The sequence below is a fragment of the Devosia sp. P2_G7 genome (genome assembly GCF_056403495.1).
Genome location: NZ_JBFUFI010000005.1, coordinates 192,158 through 209,182 on the forward strand (window position 1 = coordinate 192,158; position 17,025 = coordinate 209,182).

At 64.2% G+C, this 17,025-nt stretch carries 14 protein-coding genes; 6 read left to right on the forward strand and 8 right to left on the reverse strand.

Annotation, left to right across the window (positions count from 1 at the left end):
• Positions 1-2: 2 nt before the first annotated feature.
• The gene (locus AC1DWU_RS10520) at positions 3-1,421 is read left to right on the forward strand and encodes a glutamate synthase subunit beta (protein WP_477149921.1); all 1,419 of its coding nucleotides are present in this window, start codon (positions 3-5) and stop codon (positions 1,419-1,421) included.
• 45 nt (positions 1,422-1,466) lie between these two features.
• Here AC1DWU_RS10520 and AC1DWU_RS10525 read toward each other — a convergent pair whose 3' ends face one another.
• Genes AC1DWU_RS10525 through galE form a run of 3 tightly spaced genes read right to left on the reverse strand, consistent with a single transcriptional unit; the run spans position 1,467 to position 4,960 of the window.
• Positions 1,467-2,696 carry an SGNH/GDSL hydrolase family protein gene (locus tag AC1DWU_RS10525; protein ID WP_477149922.1) on the reverse strand — a complete coding sequence of 410 codons (1,230 nt, stop codon included), beginning with the start codon at positions 2,694-2,696 and terminating at the stop codon, positions 1,467-1,469.
• A gap of 53 nt (positions 2,697-2,749) precedes the next feature.
• Positions 2,750-3,964, reverse strand: a complete 1,215-nt coding sequence (locus tag AC1DWU_RS10530; protein WP_477149923.1) for a lytic murein transglycosylase — start codon at positions 3,962-3,964, stop codon at positions 2,750-2,752.
• Between the two features lie 9 nt (positions 3,965-3,973).
• A complete protein-coding gene (galE, locus tag AC1DWU_RS10535) occupies positions 3,974-4,960 on the reverse strand; it encodes a UDP-glucose 4-epimerase GalE (protein WP_477149924.1) in 987 nt (328 codons plus the stop codon).
• Positions 4,961-5,072: 112 nt separating this feature from the next.
• Here galE and galU point away from each other — a divergent pair, with 112 nt between their 5' ends.
• Entirely contained in the window at positions 5,073-5,942 is an 870-nt protein-coding gene (gene galU, locus AC1DWU_RS10540) for a UTP--glucose-1-phosphate uridylyltransferase GalU (protein WP_477149925.1), read from the forward strand.
• 13 nt (positions 5,943-5,955) lie between these two features.
• On the opposite strand, the gene AC1DWU_RS10545 is transcribed toward galU, so the two are convergent.
• The gene (locus tag AC1DWU_RS10545; protein WP_477149926.1) at positions 5,956-7,215 is read right to left on the reverse strand and encodes an outer membrane beta-barrel protein; all 1,260 of its coding nucleotides are present in this window, start codon (positions 7,213-7,215) and stop codon (positions 5,956-5,958) included.
• A 189-nt stretch (positions 7,216-7,404) separates the two neighbouring features.
• On the opposite strand from AC1DWU_RS10545, the gene AC1DWU_RS10550 reads away from it, so the two are divergent.
• Together AC1DWU_RS10550 and AC1DWU_RS10555 are read left to right on the forward strand one after the other, a co-directional pair.
• On the forward strand, positions 7,405-8,175 hold the full coding sequence (locus tag AC1DWU_RS10550; RefSeq protein WP_477149927.1) for a motility protein A: 771 nt from the start codon (positions 7,405-7,407) through the stop codon (positions 8,173-8,175).
• Entirely contained in the window at positions 8,175-9,038 is an 864-nt protein-coding gene (locus AC1DWU_RS10555) for an OmpA/MotB family protein (protein WP_477149928.1), read from the forward strand. Before AC1DWU_RS10550 ends, AC1DWU_RS10555 begins: the two co-directional genes overlap by 1 nt.
• On the opposite strand, the gene AC1DWU_RS10560 is transcribed toward AC1DWU_RS10555, so the two are convergent.
• Positions 9,035-9,481: an NfeD family protein gene (locus tag AC1DWU_RS10560; protein ID WP_477149929.1), complete on the reverse strand. Its 447-nt coding sequence runs from the start codon at positions 9,479-9,481 to the stop codon at positions 9,035-9,037. The two genes, AC1DWU_RS10555 and AC1DWU_RS10560, sit on opposite strands and share 4 nt — an antisense overlap.
• A gap of 24 nt (positions 9,482-9,505) precedes the next feature.
• Positions 9,506-10,483, reverse strand: a complete 978-nt coding sequence (locus tag AC1DWU_RS10565) for an SPFH domain-containing protein (RefSeq protein ID WP_477149930.1) — start codon at positions 10,481-10,483, stop codon at positions 9,506-9,508.
• A 158-nt stretch (positions 10,484-10,641) separates the two neighbouring features.
• Here AC1DWU_RS10565 and ku point away from each other — a divergent pair, with 158 nt between their 5' ends.
• Both ku and ligD read left to right on the forward strand, forming a co-directional pair.
• Positions 10,642-11,493 (forward strand): non-homologous end joining protein Ku, encoded by an 852-nt coding sequence (gene ku / locus AC1DWU_RS10570; protein WP_477149931.1) that lies wholly within the window; start codon positions 10,642-10,644, stop codon positions 11,491-11,493.
• 1 nt (position 11,494) lies between these two features.
• Positions 11,495-14,083: a DNA ligase D gene (ligD, locus tag AC1DWU_RS10575; RefSeq protein WP_477149932.1), complete on the forward strand. Its 2,589-nt coding sequence runs from the start codon at positions 11,495-11,497 to the stop codon at positions 14,081-14,083.
• A 67-nt stretch (positions 14,084-14,150) separates the two neighbouring features.
• Here ligD and hemH read toward each other — a convergent pair whose 3' ends face one another.
• Both hemH and AC1DWU_RS10585 read right to left on the reverse strand, forming a co-directional pair.
• Positions 14,151-15,170 (reverse strand): ferrochelatase, encoded by a 1,020-nt coding sequence (hemH, locus tag AC1DWU_RS10580; protein ID WP_477149933.1) that lies wholly within the window; start codon positions 15,168-15,170, stop codon positions 14,151-14,153.
• Between the two features lie 86 nt (positions 15,171-15,256).
• Positions 15,257-17,011 carry a HoxN/HupN/NixA family nickel/cobalt transporter gene (locus AC1DWU_RS10585; RefSeq protein WP_477149934.1) on the reverse strand — a complete coding sequence of 585 codons (1,755 nt, stop codon included), beginning with the start codon at positions 17,009-17,011 and terminating at the stop codon, positions 15,257-15,259.
• Between the last annotated feature and the right edge of the window lie 14 nt (positions 17,012-17,025).

Below are 17,025 nucleotides of genomic sequence, written 5' to 3' on the forward strand. Positions count from 1 at the left end.
TAATGGGCAAGATCACTGGCTTCCTCGAGATCGATCGCGTCGACCGAGATTACCTTCCCGTCGAGCAGCGGCTGAAGAACTACAACGAGTTTGTCATCCCGCTGGGCGACAAGGGCACCCGCGACCAGGCGGCGCGCTGCATGGATTGCGGCATTCCGTACTGTCACAACGGCTGCCCGGTGAACAACCAGATCCCGGACTGGAACGACCTCGTCTACAAGGGCGAGTGGCTGAAGGCGCTGAAGAACCTTCATTCCACCAACAATTTCCCGGAATTCACCGGCCGCATCTGCCCCGCCCCGTGCGAGGCGAGCTGCACGCTGAACATCCCGGACACCCCGGTCAACATCAAGTCGATCGAGTGCGCCATTGTCGACAAGGGCTGGGAAGAAGGCTGGATCAAGCCGCAGATCAACCCCAACAAGACCGGCAAGAAGGTCGCGGTGATCGGCTCCGGCCCCGCCGGCATGAGCTGCGCCCAGCAACTGGCCCGCGCCGGCCACGACGTGCACCTCTATGAGAAAAACCTCAAGATCGGCGGGCTGATGCGCTACGGCATCCCCGACTTCAAGATGGAGAAGCGCCACATCGACCGGCGCGCCGAGCAGATGCAGGCCGAAGGCGTGACGCTGCATACCGGCGTCCACGTCGGCTACGACGTGACCATCGAGCAACTGCAGGCCCAGTATGACGCCGTGGCCCTCGCCGGTGGCGCCGAGAAGCCGCGCGACCTGCCGATCCCTGGCCGCGAGCTCGACGGCATCCACTTCGCCATGCAGTTCCTGCCGCAGCAGAACCGCCGCAATGGCGACGAGCCGCTGAACAACGTCGCCCCGATCCTCGCCACCGGCAAGCATGTCGTGGTGATCGGCGGCGGCGACACGGGTTCGGACTGCATCGGCACCTCGAACCGCCAGGGCGCCCTGTCGGTGACCCAGATCGAAATCATGCCCGCCCCTCCTGAGAAGGAGAACAAGGCGCTGGTCTGGCCGAACTACCCGATGAAGATGCGCACCTCCTCTTCGCAGGAAGAGGGTGTGGTCCGCGACTTCGCCGTTGCCACCGTGAAGTTCGACGGTGAGAACGGCAAGGTCACGGCGCTGCACTGCGCCCGCGCCGATTCGAAGTTCCAGCCGATCCCGGGCACCGAGTTCGTGCTCAAGGCCGACCTGGTGCTGCTCGCCATGGGCTTCCTCGGCCCGGTGCAGGACGGCATGCTGAACGCCTCGGGCGTTGAATACGACAAGCGCGGCAACGTGCTGGCCGACGTGATGCAGTACAAGACCACCAAGGAGAAGCTGTTCTCCTGCGGCGACATGCGCCGCGGCCAGTCGCTGGTGGTATGGGCGATCCGCGAAGGCCGCCAGTGCGCCCGCTCGATCGACCAGTGGCTGATGGGGACCACTGAGCTGCCGCGCTAAACGCGGGAGTACTGAGAGTTCAAGGGGCGCTTCGGCGCCCCTTCTTCATTTCGGGTTGGGGTTCTCGACCCTGCCAACACCGAATGCATCAGCACGGCCGACTGGCGCATCGATCATCTGCGTGAGGTCGAAGCCGACCGATGTGGCGTCGGCCATGTCGGCTGTGACGAGATCGGTAGCGCGTCGCGGCGTGTGAGTGAGCGAGATCACCGCGCCCGCGACTTCGAGCAGCTTCATCTGCCCCAGCCCCTGGTAGGGTGGACGCACCATCAGCTGCGCGTCGGTGCCGAGCAGCGGATCGGCCACCTCGATGCCGACCGTGCCGCCGCCGCGATAATAGTTCTTGAGGCTCTGGCTGAGGTAGAAGGCAAGCTTGTCTGCACCGGCGGCGGAGAAGTGGATGCCGTCATCCTTGCGCATGCGGACCTGGTTGCCGTTGAGGTCCGGGCCGCGCGACGTGTAGCCGCCATCTTCGGTGGCGAAGCGCTCGTAGATATCGAGGAACTCGGCGCCGCCGCTGAAGGCCGCGAGCCGCTGGATTTCGTTGACCTGGATCATCGCCTTGCCGAACTTTGGCGCCTCCATTGGCGGCAGCCCGATCCAGATCGTCGGTTTGCCAGCAGCACGCAGCGCCTTCACCACATTGGTGACGCGAGCCGAGTATTCGGTGGTCCATTCAGGGGTCAGCGAGCCGTAGCTTTCGCCGTTGAGCCGCATCTTCTGGCGATCGTTGATACCGATCAGGATCACCGCGATGTCGAAGCTGTTGGCCGCGATCTGCTCGTTGATGGTCTTGGGCCAATCGAAGAAATCCGGCCGCACGAAGCTCGAGTCCGCGACGCCCTGCGTCAGGATGGCGATGTTCGGATCCTCGGCATAGAAGCGCTCCAGCGCCTTGCCGACATCGTTCGCCATCGAGTCACCGAACACCGCGAGGCGGGTGGCGCCGGTCGCCTTCTCCACCGCCGGCTTGGCGGGCGGCAAGGCGGCCTTCTTCTGCTTCTTCACCACCGGCTTTTCGACCAGCGGAGCTTCTTCCTGTTGCTGCTGATCGTCGTTGCCGAACAGCAGGTCCATCAGCGTGCGGCGCTTCTTGCGCGGCTGCTCCTGCTGGGCAACCAGCATGCTCCCGTCATCGGCCTGCTGGGTGATCGCCGGCGCGGCTTGCTCAGCCTCGCGCGCCTGCACGAACATCGGCAGCATGTCGGTGAGCACCAGCGCCGCCACAACGGCGCCGATGATCCAGAGGACGAAACGGTTGGGTTTCTTCTGCATGGCAGGTATTTAGCGGAGGTGACGCGGTGAAGTTAAGGCCGCTCGCGCAGAATCTACTGCGAAGCGGCAGTAGTCAGTTCCTCATAGCTGTGCAGCGTGATGAACCCGTCGGCCACCTCACCCTTTGACGCCTGGAACTTGGCGTATGCAGCCTGGCTGACCGGCCCAATGCGGCCGTCGACCAGCCCCTCGTAGAGCCCGAGCTTGATCAGGGCCTCCTGGATCGCCTTGCGCTGCTCGAGATTGGGGAATTCGGTGTCCCGCGGCCAGGCCGTAATGTACTCGCCGCGCCCCTTCAGTCGGTCTTCGAGGTGAGAGATGGCCATCGCGTAGCTGTCGGAGAAATTGTAGCTCTTGAGGACGAGGTAGTTGTTCGTCATCAGGAACTTGGGTCCCTTGGCTCCCGTTGGCGCATAGAGAAACACCGGAATCGACGGGTCGCTGAAGGCAGCGCCGCCGAGCCGGCTCACGCCGAGATCGGTGAAGAACGAGATGGGGCGCAGCTGGTCGCGTGTTGCCAGCAGGTAATCGAACCCATCCGGCACACTCACTTCATAGCCCCAGTCGAGGCCGGGCTTGTAGCCGAACCCGAGCAGGTACTCGGCAGTGGTCGCAAGAGCGTCAGCGAGAGAGTTCTGCAGGTCGATGGCACCGTCGCCATCGCCGTCCCTGCCGTATTTGATGACATTGGAGGGGTTAACCTGGAGATGCCCTATCGCGCCGGCCCAGCTGCCGACCAGTTGGGTGGCGTCGAGCGGCCCGCGTTGGACCAGAAGCAGCGCCGCGATCAGGTCCGCCGTGTCGCCTTCGAGCCGAACGCGCCGCTGATGCACCAGAGTGGCCAGGGATGGGATGATCGGACGGATAAACTTGGGATCGGCGAGCACTCGACCGTAGTTGGTCTCGATGCCCCAGATCGAGGCCAGGAGATAAGGATCAACGCCATACTTCTCGCCGGTAGCTGTCAGCAGGGCCTGGTTTTGCTCGATCGCTTCCTTGCCCTTGCCCATGCGCCACTCGGTGACGCGCTTGTCGATGTAGTCCCACAGCGGAGTCGTGAACTCGGGCTGCGCGGTCACCAGTTCCGGCACATTCGGATCGGGCTTCAGGCCGTACATCGCCTTGGCGTAAGTTTCATGGGTCACACCAGCGGCCACCGCTGTCGCTTCGAAGTTCTTGATGAAAGACTCGAAGCTCTCAACCGGCTGAGCCAACGCCGGCGAGCTGAGACCGAGGAGCGCGACGAAAAGAGCGAGCTTACGTTGCATAACGAATCGCTACCTGTTCCGTGTGGCTAAATAGCGCTCCCAGTTCATCGCCGCGTCAACGATCTCGTTCAGGTCATCATGCGCCGGCTTCCATCCCAGCACTTGCCGCACCTTGTCGGCCTTGGCGACGATCGAAGCCGGGTCGCCGGCGCGGCGCGGCTCCTCGATCACCTTGAAGTCGACGCCCGAGACTTCCTTCACCGTGCGCACCACGTCGCGCACCGAGAAGCCACGGCCATAGCCGCAGTTCATGGTGACCGACGCGCCGCCCTTGCGCAGGTAGTCGAGCAGCAGGGCATGCGCCTCGACCAGGTCGCTGACATGGATGTAGTCGCGCACCCCGGTGCCGTCGGGGGTCGGGAAATCGGTGCCGAAAATCCCCATGCTCGGCCGCTGCCCAAGGGCGGCCTGCGCGGCGACCTTGATCAGGTGCGTCGCAGTGGGCGACGACTGGCCGCTGCGCTTCTTGGGATCAGCGCCGGCGACATTGAAGTAGCGCAGCACGCCATAGGTCAGCGGGTGCGCCGCAGCAACATCGGCGAGCATCAGCTCGGTCATCAGCTTGGAGCGGCCATAGGGCGACTCGGGCATTAGCTGGTTCGTCTCGGCCACCGGCTCGAGCCCGGCATTTCCGTAAACCGCGGCGGTCGACGAGAAGATGAAGTGCTTCACCCCGCCCTTCACCGCCGCCTCGATGAGGTTGCGCGAGGTGGCGGTATTGTTGGCGTAGTACTTCAGCGGATCGCTGACCGATTCCGGCACCACGATCGAGCCGGCGAAGTGGACGATCTCGGTGATGCCGTGCTCGGCGATGAGCTTGCCCACCAGCTCCATGTCGCCGGCATTGCCCTGAACGAACGTCGCCCGGTGGTCGATGGCCCAATCGAAGCCGGTGGTGAGGTTGTCGAGCACCACGACCTGCTGTCCGGCGTCGGCTAGCCGCAGCACCATGTGGCTGCCGATATAGCCGGCGCCGCCGGTGACCAGAACCGTCATGGTTCAACCCTCAAACCCGAAATTAACGGCATGGACGCTAATTCGCGAGATGCTAAGAAACGCCTTATAGCCTGCCTATAGCCCCCTCTCCCGCCTTTTCAGGAGTTCCTCCTTGCCCAATCGCGTGCGCACCGCCGTTTTCCCGGTTGCGGGTCTCGGCACCCGCTTCCTGCCTGCCACCAAGGCGATGCCCAAGGAAATGCTGACCGTGGTCGATCGGCCGCTGATCCAGTACGCCGTGGACGAGGCGCGCGAGGCGGGCATCGAGCATTTCGTCTTCGTCACCGGGCGCAACAAGGGCGTCATCGAGGACCATTTCGATCGCCAGTACGAACTCGAGCATACACTCGAAACCCGCGGCAAGACCGATGCTCTGTCGGAGTTGCAGAAGGACTTGCCCTCGGCCGGCCAGACCAGTTTCACCCGCCAGCAGGAGCCGCTCGGGCTCGGCCACGCGGTGTGGTGCGCTCGCGAACTGGTGGGCAACCAGCCCTTCGCACTGCTCTTGCCCGACATGGTGTTCAAGGCCAAGCCCGGCGTGATGAAGCAGATGATGCAAGCCTATGAGGAAACCGGCGGCAACATCATCGGCGTCGAGGAAGTCGACCCAGCGGAGGTGTCGAGCTACGGCATCGTGGCGCGCGGCAAGGGCCCCGATTCGGGTTTCAAGATCACCGGCATGGTGGAAAAGCCCAAGCCGGCGGACGCCCCGTCCAACCTTTTCATCTCCGGCCGCTACATCCTGCAGCCCGAAATCTTCACGCTACTCAGCGAGCAGACCAAGGGCGCCGGTGGCGAAATCCAGCTGACCGATGCCATGCAGATCCTGATCCGCACGCAGAACTTCACCGGCGTGAAATACGACGGCAAGGTCTTCGATTGCGGTTCGAAGCTCGGCTTCCTCACCGCCAACGTGGTGTTCGCACTAGACCGGCCGGATCTCGCCGAGGCCTTCCGCAAGGAAATCCGCCACCTGATCTGACGCTTGGCCGCGATTACTTGTGGAAGGTGACCCCCACGGTCACCTGGTGCTCATCGGTGGCCGGGGCCGGCGTCTTTTCGGTCCTGAGGAAGCTGTAATCGGCCGTGAGGTCGATGTGCTCGTTGAGCAGGTAGTCCGCTCCCGCGCCAAAACCCCATTTGTACTCGTCGTTGTCGATGCCCTGGTAGTGCGCCTCGCTCCACTGCGCGTCGGCGCGCAGCCGCAGCCACGGGTTCACCTGGTAGCTGATGTCGCCCACCGCTGCGTAGGTGAGCTTCGACGTCGCGCCCGAAGTGGTGCCAGGCGACGAGATGGTGGTCGAGAAAGTGCCGGAGAGCGTCAGCGTTTCGTGAGGCCGGAAGGTCGCCTTGGCGTCGTAGAGCACAGCGGAGAAATCCAAGAGCGAACTATCGGCGAAATCGCTGTAGCCAAGCCCGAGCGAGCCTTCCAGTTCGAGCGTTTCGTTGAACTTGGCACTGAGCCCGGCGCGACCCGCATAGGTGACGTTGTCGAGCTTGACCAGGAGGCTCGGCGACGGTTGGTCGTAGGTCAGGTAGTCGGCCTCGGCATCGACGAAGGCGACGAGGCCCGGCGTCAGCTCATAACCGAGGCGGGCGCCCGCACCGTAACCGGTGGTGTTCTGGAAGCTGTTGTCGCTGGTCGAATTGTCGACGTAGACGGTCTCGCCATTGACCACCCGGCTTGCGCGGCCGCGCACTGCCACATTGAACGCGCCGAGGTCGCGCGATGCGCTGACTTCGCCATCGCCCGAGATCACCACCGGCTCGGATGCAACGTTGGGCGCGTCCGGATCGTCCTGCGACACGATGAGGTTGCCCCGGCCGGCCAGCGTGGTCAGCGCATCGAGCTCGTACTCGCCGCCCGCCGTGCCGGTGATCGAGTCGATGCGCGCGGTGCCATCGAGGTCGTAGGTGAGCTCGCCCTTCAGTCCGACATCATAGCCGCCGCGGATGGTTTCGTGCCGCAGTGTGAAGCTCGGCAGTGCGATCAGTTGGTAGGTCTGCTCGCTGCCATCATCCGTGATGCCACCACGCAGGCCGAGGCTCCAGTCGAGATCGAACGGCGCGTCGCCCCATTCATAGGGCGGCGTGGCGCGGCAATTGTCGCAGTCGGCGGTGGGGTCGCGGGTCAGGTCGGCATTGTTGGTGCCCGATCCATCGCCCAGCGGGTTGAACTCGCCCGCCATGGTGGGGACGACGAGCAGCGCCAGCGCCGTGGCGCTTGCGACAATGCCGGCTCTCCTCGTTCCCATCAGCTGCAGCGTCCCGCCGGATAATCCTCAACGAACCCTTGCAGCTTATGGTTAAGGAAGCCTTGCCCCAGCCCGGCCGCCAATCACAAAACCACCCGTTAACCCTTGCTCTTAAATGGGAATTATTCGGTGGGGGTCAGGATAGGCCTCGGCTTTTAGCCTATATTTGCAGCGTCGGGGCTCACGACTATGGATATCGCAACCCTCATCGGGATCGTTGGCGGCTTCGCCATGCTGTTCGGCGCGATCCTGCTCGAAGGCTCAAGCCCCATGAGCTTCATCAACCTGCTGGCGACGGTCGTCGTGGTGGGCGGTGGCATCATGGCGGTGATGGCGCGCTACACGATGGCCGGCTTTGCCAATGGCACGGTCAATGGCTTCAAGTCGGTGCTGTTCTACAAGCACGTCTCGACCAACCACCTCATCGACCAGATCGCGGAGATCGCCGAGACGATGCGGCGGCAGGGCCCGATCGCGCTCGAGAACGTGCAGGTCGAGGATCCGTTCTTCAAGCGCGGCGTCCGCATGATCGCCGACGGCTTCTCGGCCGAGGCCATCCGCGCTTCGCTGGAGCGCGAGCGCGATCTCGATTACGAGCGCATCGAGGAAAGCCACAAGATATTCAAGGCATTCGGCGAAGCCGCGCCCGGCATGGGCATGGTCGGCACGCTGATCGGCCTCGTCTCGATGTTCGGCCACATGGACGATCCCAAGAAGATCGGCCCCGGGATGGCCATCGCCCTGCTGACCACGCTCTATGGCGCGGTGCTCGCCAACGTCTTCGCGCTCCCTATCGCCGACAAGCTGGCCAACCGCGCCACCGAGGAGGGCACCAACCGCAGCCTCATCATCGAGGCGCTCGTGATGATCCGCGAGGGCCGCAGCCCCAACACCATCCGCGACGAGCTGGCGAGCTTCCTGCCGCTGCATACCCGCGAAAAACTGCTGGAAGCCGCGTGATGGCCATCCACCGCAAGAAGGCCATCGGCAGCGGCGGCCATGGCGGCGCTTGGGTCATCTCGTTCGCCGACCTGATGAGCCTGCTGATGGCGTTCTTCGTCATGCTGCTGAGCTTTTCGGTGCAAGACCAGGAAAAGCTGAACATGGCGGCCGGCTCCGTGCAGGACGCCTTCGGCATCCAGCCGTTCTCGCAGATGACCGGCATGATCGAGCGGCAGGGCAATCCCGAGCGCGACTATCTCAAGAGCGTCGCAACCACCCAGACCAAGGCCGATACCGAGTTCGCGACCGAAGACCAGCAGGAAAATCAAAGCCAGGGGCAGGAAGCCAACACTTTCGCCGACGAGCGCACCTCCCTTGAGCGTGCGGCCCAGTATGCGCTGGCCGCGGCCAGCCTGAAGCAGGCTTGGCAGGACCAGCCCGACATCACCGCGCTGGCGGACAACCTGATCGTCGAGAACACCGAGGACGGGCTGAACATCGTCATCGCCGACCAGCAGGGCCGCGCCATGTTCCCCGAGGGCTCGAAATATCCCTACGAGATCACCCGCAAGGCCATCGCCGCGCTGGCGCCACTGATCAACAAGCTGCCAAACCAGATCGAGATCACCGGGCACACCTCGGCCGGCGGCACCTACGACAACCCGCGCTATGGCGAATGGGAGCTGAGCTTTGACCGCGCCAACGTGGTGCGGCAGATCCTCGAGGAATTCGGCCTGTCACCGGACAGGCTGCGATCGGTCACCGGTCGCGGCGCCACCGATCCGTTCTTTCCGAACGACCCCTATCTCAGCGCCAACCAACGCGTCTCGATCCTGCTGAAATTCGAGAAGCCGCCGGTGCCGGTGGACCTTAGGCCCTAGGCGGCTTCGACCTTCAACAGCGCCCCGTGCGCCTCGACGATCCGCACGCGCGAACCGGCGGCGAGATCGGGGCCCTGCACGCGCCACACCGTGTCATCGAGCGACAACCGACCAAAGCCATCGCGGATTGGTTCGTCGAGCACCGCCTCGTGGCCAATGAAGCGGTTGGCGCGCTGGTTGAGGAACGGCCGGTCGGACACCACGCCCGGGCCGCGGAACCTGAGCCACAGCCAGATGCTGACCAGCGCCAGGACGCCGAAGATCACGAACTGCAGCGGCCAGAAGATGTCGATGAACAGCGCGCCGAGCCCGGTGATCAGCGCCGCGGCGCCGAGCCACACCAGCACACCGCCGGGCACCACCAGCTCGAGCGCCAGGAGAACCAATCCCGCCACTATCCATGACCACGCGCCGTGGGTGGCGATGAAGTCGAGGACCTGCATGTCTGCCTCCTGGGTTCGCGTGGGTTACGTGGTGGACGGCGGGCGGCCGCTGGACGGCCGCGTCGCCGGCTTTTCGGCGCCGAAGGTTTCGCGGGCAATCTCGGCGATGCCACCAATGGCGCCGATGACGCTGGCCGCTTCGACCGGCAGCATCAGCACCTTCTGGTTCGGCGACTTGGCAAGCGCTTCGAGCGCCTTGATGTAGTTATTGGCAACGAAGTAGTTGATCGCCTGCACGTTGCCCGACGCGATGGCGTCCGACACCACCTGCGTCGCCTTGGCTTCGGCTTCGGCCGAACGCTCGCGCGCCTCGGCATCGCGGAACGCCGCTTCGCGCCGGCCCTCGGCCTCGAGCACCTGGCTCTGCTTTTGCCCCTCGGCCTGGAGGATCGCGGCCTGCCGCTTGCCCTCGGCTTCGAGGATCAGCGCGCGCTTTTCGCGCTCCGCCTTCATCTGCCGGCCCATCGAGTCGATAAGGTCCTTGGGCGGATCGATGTCCTTGATTTCGATGCGGGTGATCTTGAGGCCCCAGGGCGACACCGCCGTGTCCACCACCTTGAGCAGGCGCTGGTTGATCTCGTCGCGGTTGCTCAGCAACTGGTCGAGGTCCATCGAGCCCATGACCGTACGAATGTTGGTCATGGTCAGGTTCTGCACCGCGAGGTCCAGTTGCGCCACTTCATAGGCAGCGGCCGCGGCATCGAGGATCTGGTAGAAATTCACGCCATTGACGGTGACCGTGGCGTTGTCGCGGGTGATGACTTCCTGGTGCGGGACATCAACCACCTGCTCCATCATGTTCATCTTGCGGCCAATGCCGTCGATGAACGGGATGATCAGGCTGAGGCCCGGCTTCAGCGTGCGGATATACCGCCCGAACCGCTCCACCGTGTAGTTATAGCCCTGTGGAACCACCTTGGCGCCGGCGAACAGCACCAGCACGGCGAGCACGCCCAGCGTGATCAGCGTCAGGCTCAACCCATCGAGTTCCAGAAAGTCCATGCCTCGTCCCCTTCCACGTGCCCGGCCCGTTGCGAAATATGTATGTGCGGGGCGGAGTCGGCGCAATGTTGGTTGGTCTTTATCCATCGCTAGCCGGTGGGAACACTCGGGCGGCAAATGCCGTTGAATGATCGACCAATCGTTCGCGAGTTGAGACCATGCCCGCCACCCGTCCAATCTGGAAAGGCCAGTTACGCCTTTCTCTCGTTTCGATTCCCGTGGAAATGTTCACGGCCACGAAATCTGGCGCCAAGCCAAGTTTCCGCCAGATCCACGAACCGACCGGCAAGCCAATCCACTACGAGAAGGTGGTCGATGGCGTCGGCCCGGTGGAGAAAGACGAGATCCGCAAGGGGTTCGAGTACGAGAAGGGCGACTATGTCCTGCTCACCGATGACGAGATCGATGCGGTGAAGCTGGAGACGCGGAAGACCCTGGAGCTGGTGCAATTCGTCGATGAGGACGAGATCCCGCCGATGTACTTTGACACGCCCTACTTCCTGACCCCCGCTGACGAACTGGCCGAGGACGCGTTCCGTGTCGTGCGCGATGCACTGCGCAAGGCAAAGAAGGTTGGGCTGGGCCAACTGGCGTTGCGCGGCAAGGAATACCTCGTTTCGATCAAGCCCTGCGGCAAGGGCATCCTGCTCGAAACGCTGCACTACGAGGACGAGCTGAAGAAGTCCGACAGCTTCTTCTCCGACATTCCGGCCAAATCCAGCGACGAGGACCTGCTCGATGTGGCGACGGCACTGATTGAGAAGAAGACCGAGAAGTTCGACCCTAAGGCTTTCAAGGACCACTACCAGGCGGCCTTGCGTGAACTCATTGGCCGGAAGCTGAAATCGAAGGGCCGCAAGATCACCACCGATGTCGAAGAGCCAAGCCGCTCGCCCCGCGGCGACAACGTCGTCGACCTGATGGCCGCGCTGAAGAAGAGTCTCGAAGGCGGCAGCGCCAGCAAGTCCAAGGCGCTGGCCAAGGCCACCCCACGCAAGAAGGCGAGCTGAGATGTCTGCCACCCCCAGCGAATTGCTTAGGGATTACCAGGCGAAGCGCGACTTCGCCAAAACCTCGGAACCCTCCGGCAAGAAGGCGAAGCGCGCCGCCAAGGGCAAGCCGCTGCGCTTCGTGGTGCAAAAGCACGATGCCACGAGGCTGCATTACGACTTCCGCCTCGAACTCGACGGCGTGCTCAAGAGCTGGGCCATCACCAAGGGACCATCCACCAACCCCGCCGACAAGCGGCTGGCCGTACGGGTCGAGGACCATCCGCTCGACTACGGCGACTTCGAGGGCACCATTCCCGAAGGCGAATATGGCGGCGGCACGGTGATGCTGTGGGACGAAGGCACCTGGGAGCCCGTCGGCGATCCGCACGAGGGCCTCGATGGGGGCGACCTGAAATTCCGACTCAACGGCAAGCGCATGAAGGGCGAATGGGTGCTCGTCCACATGAAGGGCCGCGACAACAAGACGAAGAACGGCACCCGCGAGAACTGGCTGCTGATCAAGCACCGCGACGACCACTCCACCGACACGGATGGCCTCACCGAGAAGTTCACCACCAGCGTCGAAACCGGCCGCGACCTCTCCGGCATCGCCAAGGGCAATAAGCCGCGCAAGAAGGCGGCGAAGGCAGAAGCCAAGGGGGATTCGAACGCCAAGGTGTGGACGGGCGGCAAGGCTGTGGCACTGCCGGATTTCCGCGAGCCGCAATTGGCGACGCTGGTAGAGGAAATCCCCAGCGGTAACGACTGGCTGTTCGAGATGAAGTTCGACGGCTACCGCTGCATCGCCTCGGTCGCCGGGCCCGAAGTGCGGCTCTTCACCCGCAACGGCAACGACTGGACGACGCAGTTCGGCCGCCTCGTCGAGCCGCTGTCCAAGCTCACCAAGGGCTCCGTACTGCTCGACGGCGAAATCTGCTCGTTCAAGGACGGCCGCACCGACTTCTCGACGCTGAAGGACGCGCTGTCGAGCGGCGGACCGCTGGTCTACTTCGTCTTCGACATCCTCGAACAGGACGGCGAGAGCCTCGAGAAGCTGCCGCTGCTGGAGCGCAAGGAGCGACTACGGAAGCTCATTGGCAGGGTGAACCAGCATGCCGAGGTGCAGTACTCCGATCACGTGCGCGGACACGGCGACGAAGTGTTCAAGGCGATGTGCGAGGCACACCAGGAGGGGGTGATCGCCAAGCTTGCCGACGCGCCCTACCGGCATGAGCGCACCCGCACGTGGCTGAAGATCAAATGCACCAACCGGCAGGAATTCGTCATCGGCGGCTGGCGGCCATCGGACAAGCACAAGGGTTTCGCCTCGCTGCTGCTGGGGACGTGGGAGCACGGCAAGCTGGTCTATCGTGGCCGCGTCGGCACCGGCTTCAATGCGAAGAGCGCCGCGGAATTGCAGGCGGAGATGGACAAGCGGGCGCGGAAGACCCCGGCCTTCGAGACCGTGCCGCGCGATATCTCGCGCCGGGCGAAATGGATCGAGCCGGAACTGGTCGCTGAAGTCGACTTCACGGAGTTCACCCCCGACGGAGTATTGCGTCATCCGTCCTTCGTCGGACTCAGGAAGGATAAGCCCGCCCGCGAAGTGAAACTGGAAACCAAGGCGCCCAAGCCCGTGGCGACAAAGCGGAAATCAGCGGCTAAGCTCAAGCCCATGAAGCTCACCGACGACATGGGAATAGCCGTGGCCGAGCGGCTCGGCGTGCGGCTCACCAGCCCCGACCGCGAGGCGCTGCCGGACGGCGGCGTTACCAAGGGCCAACTCGTCGCCTATTACGATGCCGTGGCCGAGCGCATGCTGCCCCATATCGAGAAACGCGCGCTCAGCCTCGTCCGCGTGCCGCGCGGCAGCAAGCCGTTCTTCCAGAAGCACGATACCGGCGGCTTTCCCGATGTGATGAAGCGCGTCGCCATCGAGCTCAAGGAAAGCGAACGGGAAGACCATTTCTATGTCGACGACCTCGCCGGCATCGTCGCCGGCGTGCAGATGTCGACGCTCGAGTTCCACATCTGGGGCAGCCATATCGATACCCTGGAAAAGCCCGACCGCATCATCTTCGATATCGATCCGGACGAGGGCCTCGACTTCAAGGTGACCCGCCAGGCCGCCATCCATATCCGCGACGTGCTAGGCGAATGGGGGCTGAAGAGCTTCCCGATGGTCACTGGCGGCAAGGGCATCCACGTCATCGCACCGCTGAAACCGGTGACCGAGTGGCCTTTGGTCAAGCTGTTCTGCCGCACCTTCGCGCAAAAGCTCGAGGACAACGAGCCCGACAGTTTCACCGCCAACATCCGCAAGGTCGAGCGCAAGGGCCGGATGTTCGTCGACTACCTGCGCAACGAGCGCGGCTCGACCGCGATCGCCCCGTTCTCCACCCGCGCCCGCCCCAACGCGCCCTGCGCCGTGCCGGTCGGCTGGGATGAACTCGAGACGATCAAGGCGGCCAACCTGTTCGAGATCGAAGCCGCCGCGGCCAAGGCGCAGGAGCCGGATCCGTGGGTGGGATATTTCGACCTGACCCAGTCGATCACCAAGGGCATGGTGGAGGCGGTGGCGGGGCCGCTGAAGGATCTGAAGCTCTGACTTGGCATACTGAGCGTCCCACAGCCCACCGGTTGGCGGGCCGCCCGAGCATCGGGCACCAACGAGCCTAAACCCAGCCCTGCAGTTCCCTGCGGATCACGCTCTCCAGCATGCCCATCCCCAGCTCGCTGTCATTGAGGCACGGGATGTAGGCGTAGCGCTCGCCGCCGGCGTGCTCGAATTGCTCGCGGCCGGTGATGGCAATTTCCTCTAGCGTCTCGATGCAATCGGCGGAGAAGGCCGGCGCCACGACGGCGACGCGCTTCACCCCCTGGCCGGGCAGCGCCATCAGTGTCGCGTCGGTGTAGGGCTCGAGCCACTTGGTCGGCCCGAACCGGCTCTGGAACGTCACCTTCAGCTTTTCTTCGGACCAGCCCAGGTGCTCGCGCACCAGCCGCGTCGTTTTGAGGCACTGGCAATGGTACGGGTCGCCCTTCTCGAGGTACTCGACCGGCATGCCGTGATACGAGGTGAGGATCAGGTCCGGAGTGAAATCCAGGGCTGCGACGCCATCGGCGATGCTCTGCGCCAGCGCCTCGACATAGGCCTGCTCATCGAAATAGGCCGGGAGCGTACGGATCGCTGGCTGCCAGCGCATCGTCTTCAGCGCATCGAACGCCTTGTCGTTGGCGGTCGCCGTGGTGGTCGCCGAGTATTGCGGATAGAGCGGCGCGAGGAGAATCTTCTGGCATCCGGCGGCCTGCAGCGCATCGATGCCCGACTTGGTCGACGGGTTGCCATAGCGCATGGCGAACTCGACCACGATGTTCTTGCCCAGCCGCTCCTGCAGCTTGGTCGCCTGCTTGCGCGTGATGACGCGAAGCGGGCTCTCGTCCAGCTCCTTGTCCCAGATGCGCTCGTAGTTGGCGCCGCTCTTCTGCGGCCGGGTGGTGAGGATCACGCCCTGCAGCACCGGCTGCCAAATCCACGGCGATGCCTCGATGACGCGCTTGTCGGAGAGGAATTCGCTGAGATAGCGACGCACCGACCAGTAGTCGGTACCATCGGGAGTGCCCAGATTGAGCAGCAGCACCCCGACCTTCGGCGTCGCAATCGGGGGGTGTCCGGCAGGAAGTCCGGTTGCCATGGGCTGGCCTGTAGCTTGAAAACGTTGTTGGCGCGCAACATAGTCAGGGCCGCCCCGAACACAAGTGCAAGGGTGTCGCGGCAGGCTCAGAAACTGGCGAGCAGCAGCACTGCGCCGAACGCAAACACCACCAGCGCGCCGACGAGTTCAGCCCACCAGACCAGCCGGCCGCCGATCTTGCCTTCGGAGCCGAGATAGCGCTGCGCAAAACCCTTGGCGCCGACGGCCAGCACCGCCAGCGCCGACACGGTGATCGCCGTGCCGAGGCCCATCAGGAACACCGCAGCGATACCTGCCGCGAGGATGCCCTGGCTCAGCGCAAACACCAGCACGACCAGCGCCCCCGAGCAGGGCCGCAGCCCGACACCGAGCACCACGCCCAGTTGCTCGCGCCAATCGCCGCCGGTTTGCTCGGCGGTCACCACGTGATGATGGCCATGGTCGTGATCGTCACCGTGATCGCCGTGGTCGTGGCCGTAATGCGCGTCGCCCGGCACCCGGCCATGCGCATCGAGCCGCGGGCCATCCGCCGGCTGCAGGCTGGAGCGGAAGTTGAAGCTCTGGCCTCGCTCGCTCAGCAACGCGTGCTTCGGCGCTTCGCCGGCGTGGAGATGCTGGTGCGCCTTGGCGGTGAGATCGGGGCCATGGTCGTGCGAGTGGCCGCCCCAGCCGAACAGCTTTCGCGCGATCAACCACAGCCCGAGCAGCGCGACGAGCCCATAGGAGGCCTTCTCGATCCAGCCGACGGCGTGGTTCATGGCAACGCTCGATAGCCCGAGAATCGCCGCCGCCACGCCGACGAAGACCACCGCCACCAGCGACTGCATCATCGCCGCGGCAAAGCTCAGCCCGATGCCCCTCCGCACCTGCCGCTCGTTGGCCAGCATGTACGACCCGATCACCACCTTGCCGTGCCCCGGGCCGGCGGCGTGAAACACCCCGTAGAGGAAGCTCAGCCCGCCCAGCACCCAGAACGCGGTGTAGTCGGTCTTGAGTTTGCCCAGCGCAGCCGTGAGCGCCTGGTAGAAATCGGACTGCATCTGCGAAACCCAGCCGAGAAAGCCGGTCTTGGGCAGCTTGAACCCCGGCTCGGGCGGCGGGCCTCCGAACGGCAGCGCCGGCTTGGCCTCGGCCACCTGCGTTACGGCCTCGACAGCGGTGGCCGCTTCCTTGGGCGGCGCGGCGCCGGCGCAATCGAGCACGATGGCGCCCTGTGATCCGCGTACCGCCGCTTCGAGATCGGGCGGCAACTGCGTCACGTCGGGCGACAGGTCGAACAGCCGCGCCTGCAGGTCGGGCGACAGCTCGCGCGGCGGCTCCATGTGCACGGCACACCCGGCCGGAGCGTTCTCCAACGTCACATCGGCCGGCGCATTGAAGGCGATCGCCACATAGTACTCGGGGTCAGCAATGGCAATCTCGAGCTTGTTCTTGATCCGGTACGGCTGCTGCGGCGCGATGGAAAAACTCAGCGTCGAGCGGTTGTTCCGGAACTCGAACTTGCCGGGGCCGGTCGAGGTGAACGGTATGGACGCAGCTGTCTCGCCGGCGGAGGTGTAGAAGTTGTACTCGCCGAGCCCCTTGATGTTCTCGTCGGCCAGCTCCTGCATCTCCTCGGACGAGGTGATGCCGTCATTGTTGGTATCGAGGCCCTGGATCTGCCAGACCGAGAAGGCCTCGTCGAAGGTCCAGGCGTTGCGGATCTCGGAGAGTTCGCCCGCGTCGTTGAAGACGATGGTCGCCTTGGCATCGATGAAGATATGCGGGTGGGCCTGGGCGGCGCCGACGAAACCGAAAGCGGCTGCCGAAGCCAGCGCCAGCTTGCGCAACAAACCCGCCATCGACGCCCCTGCCC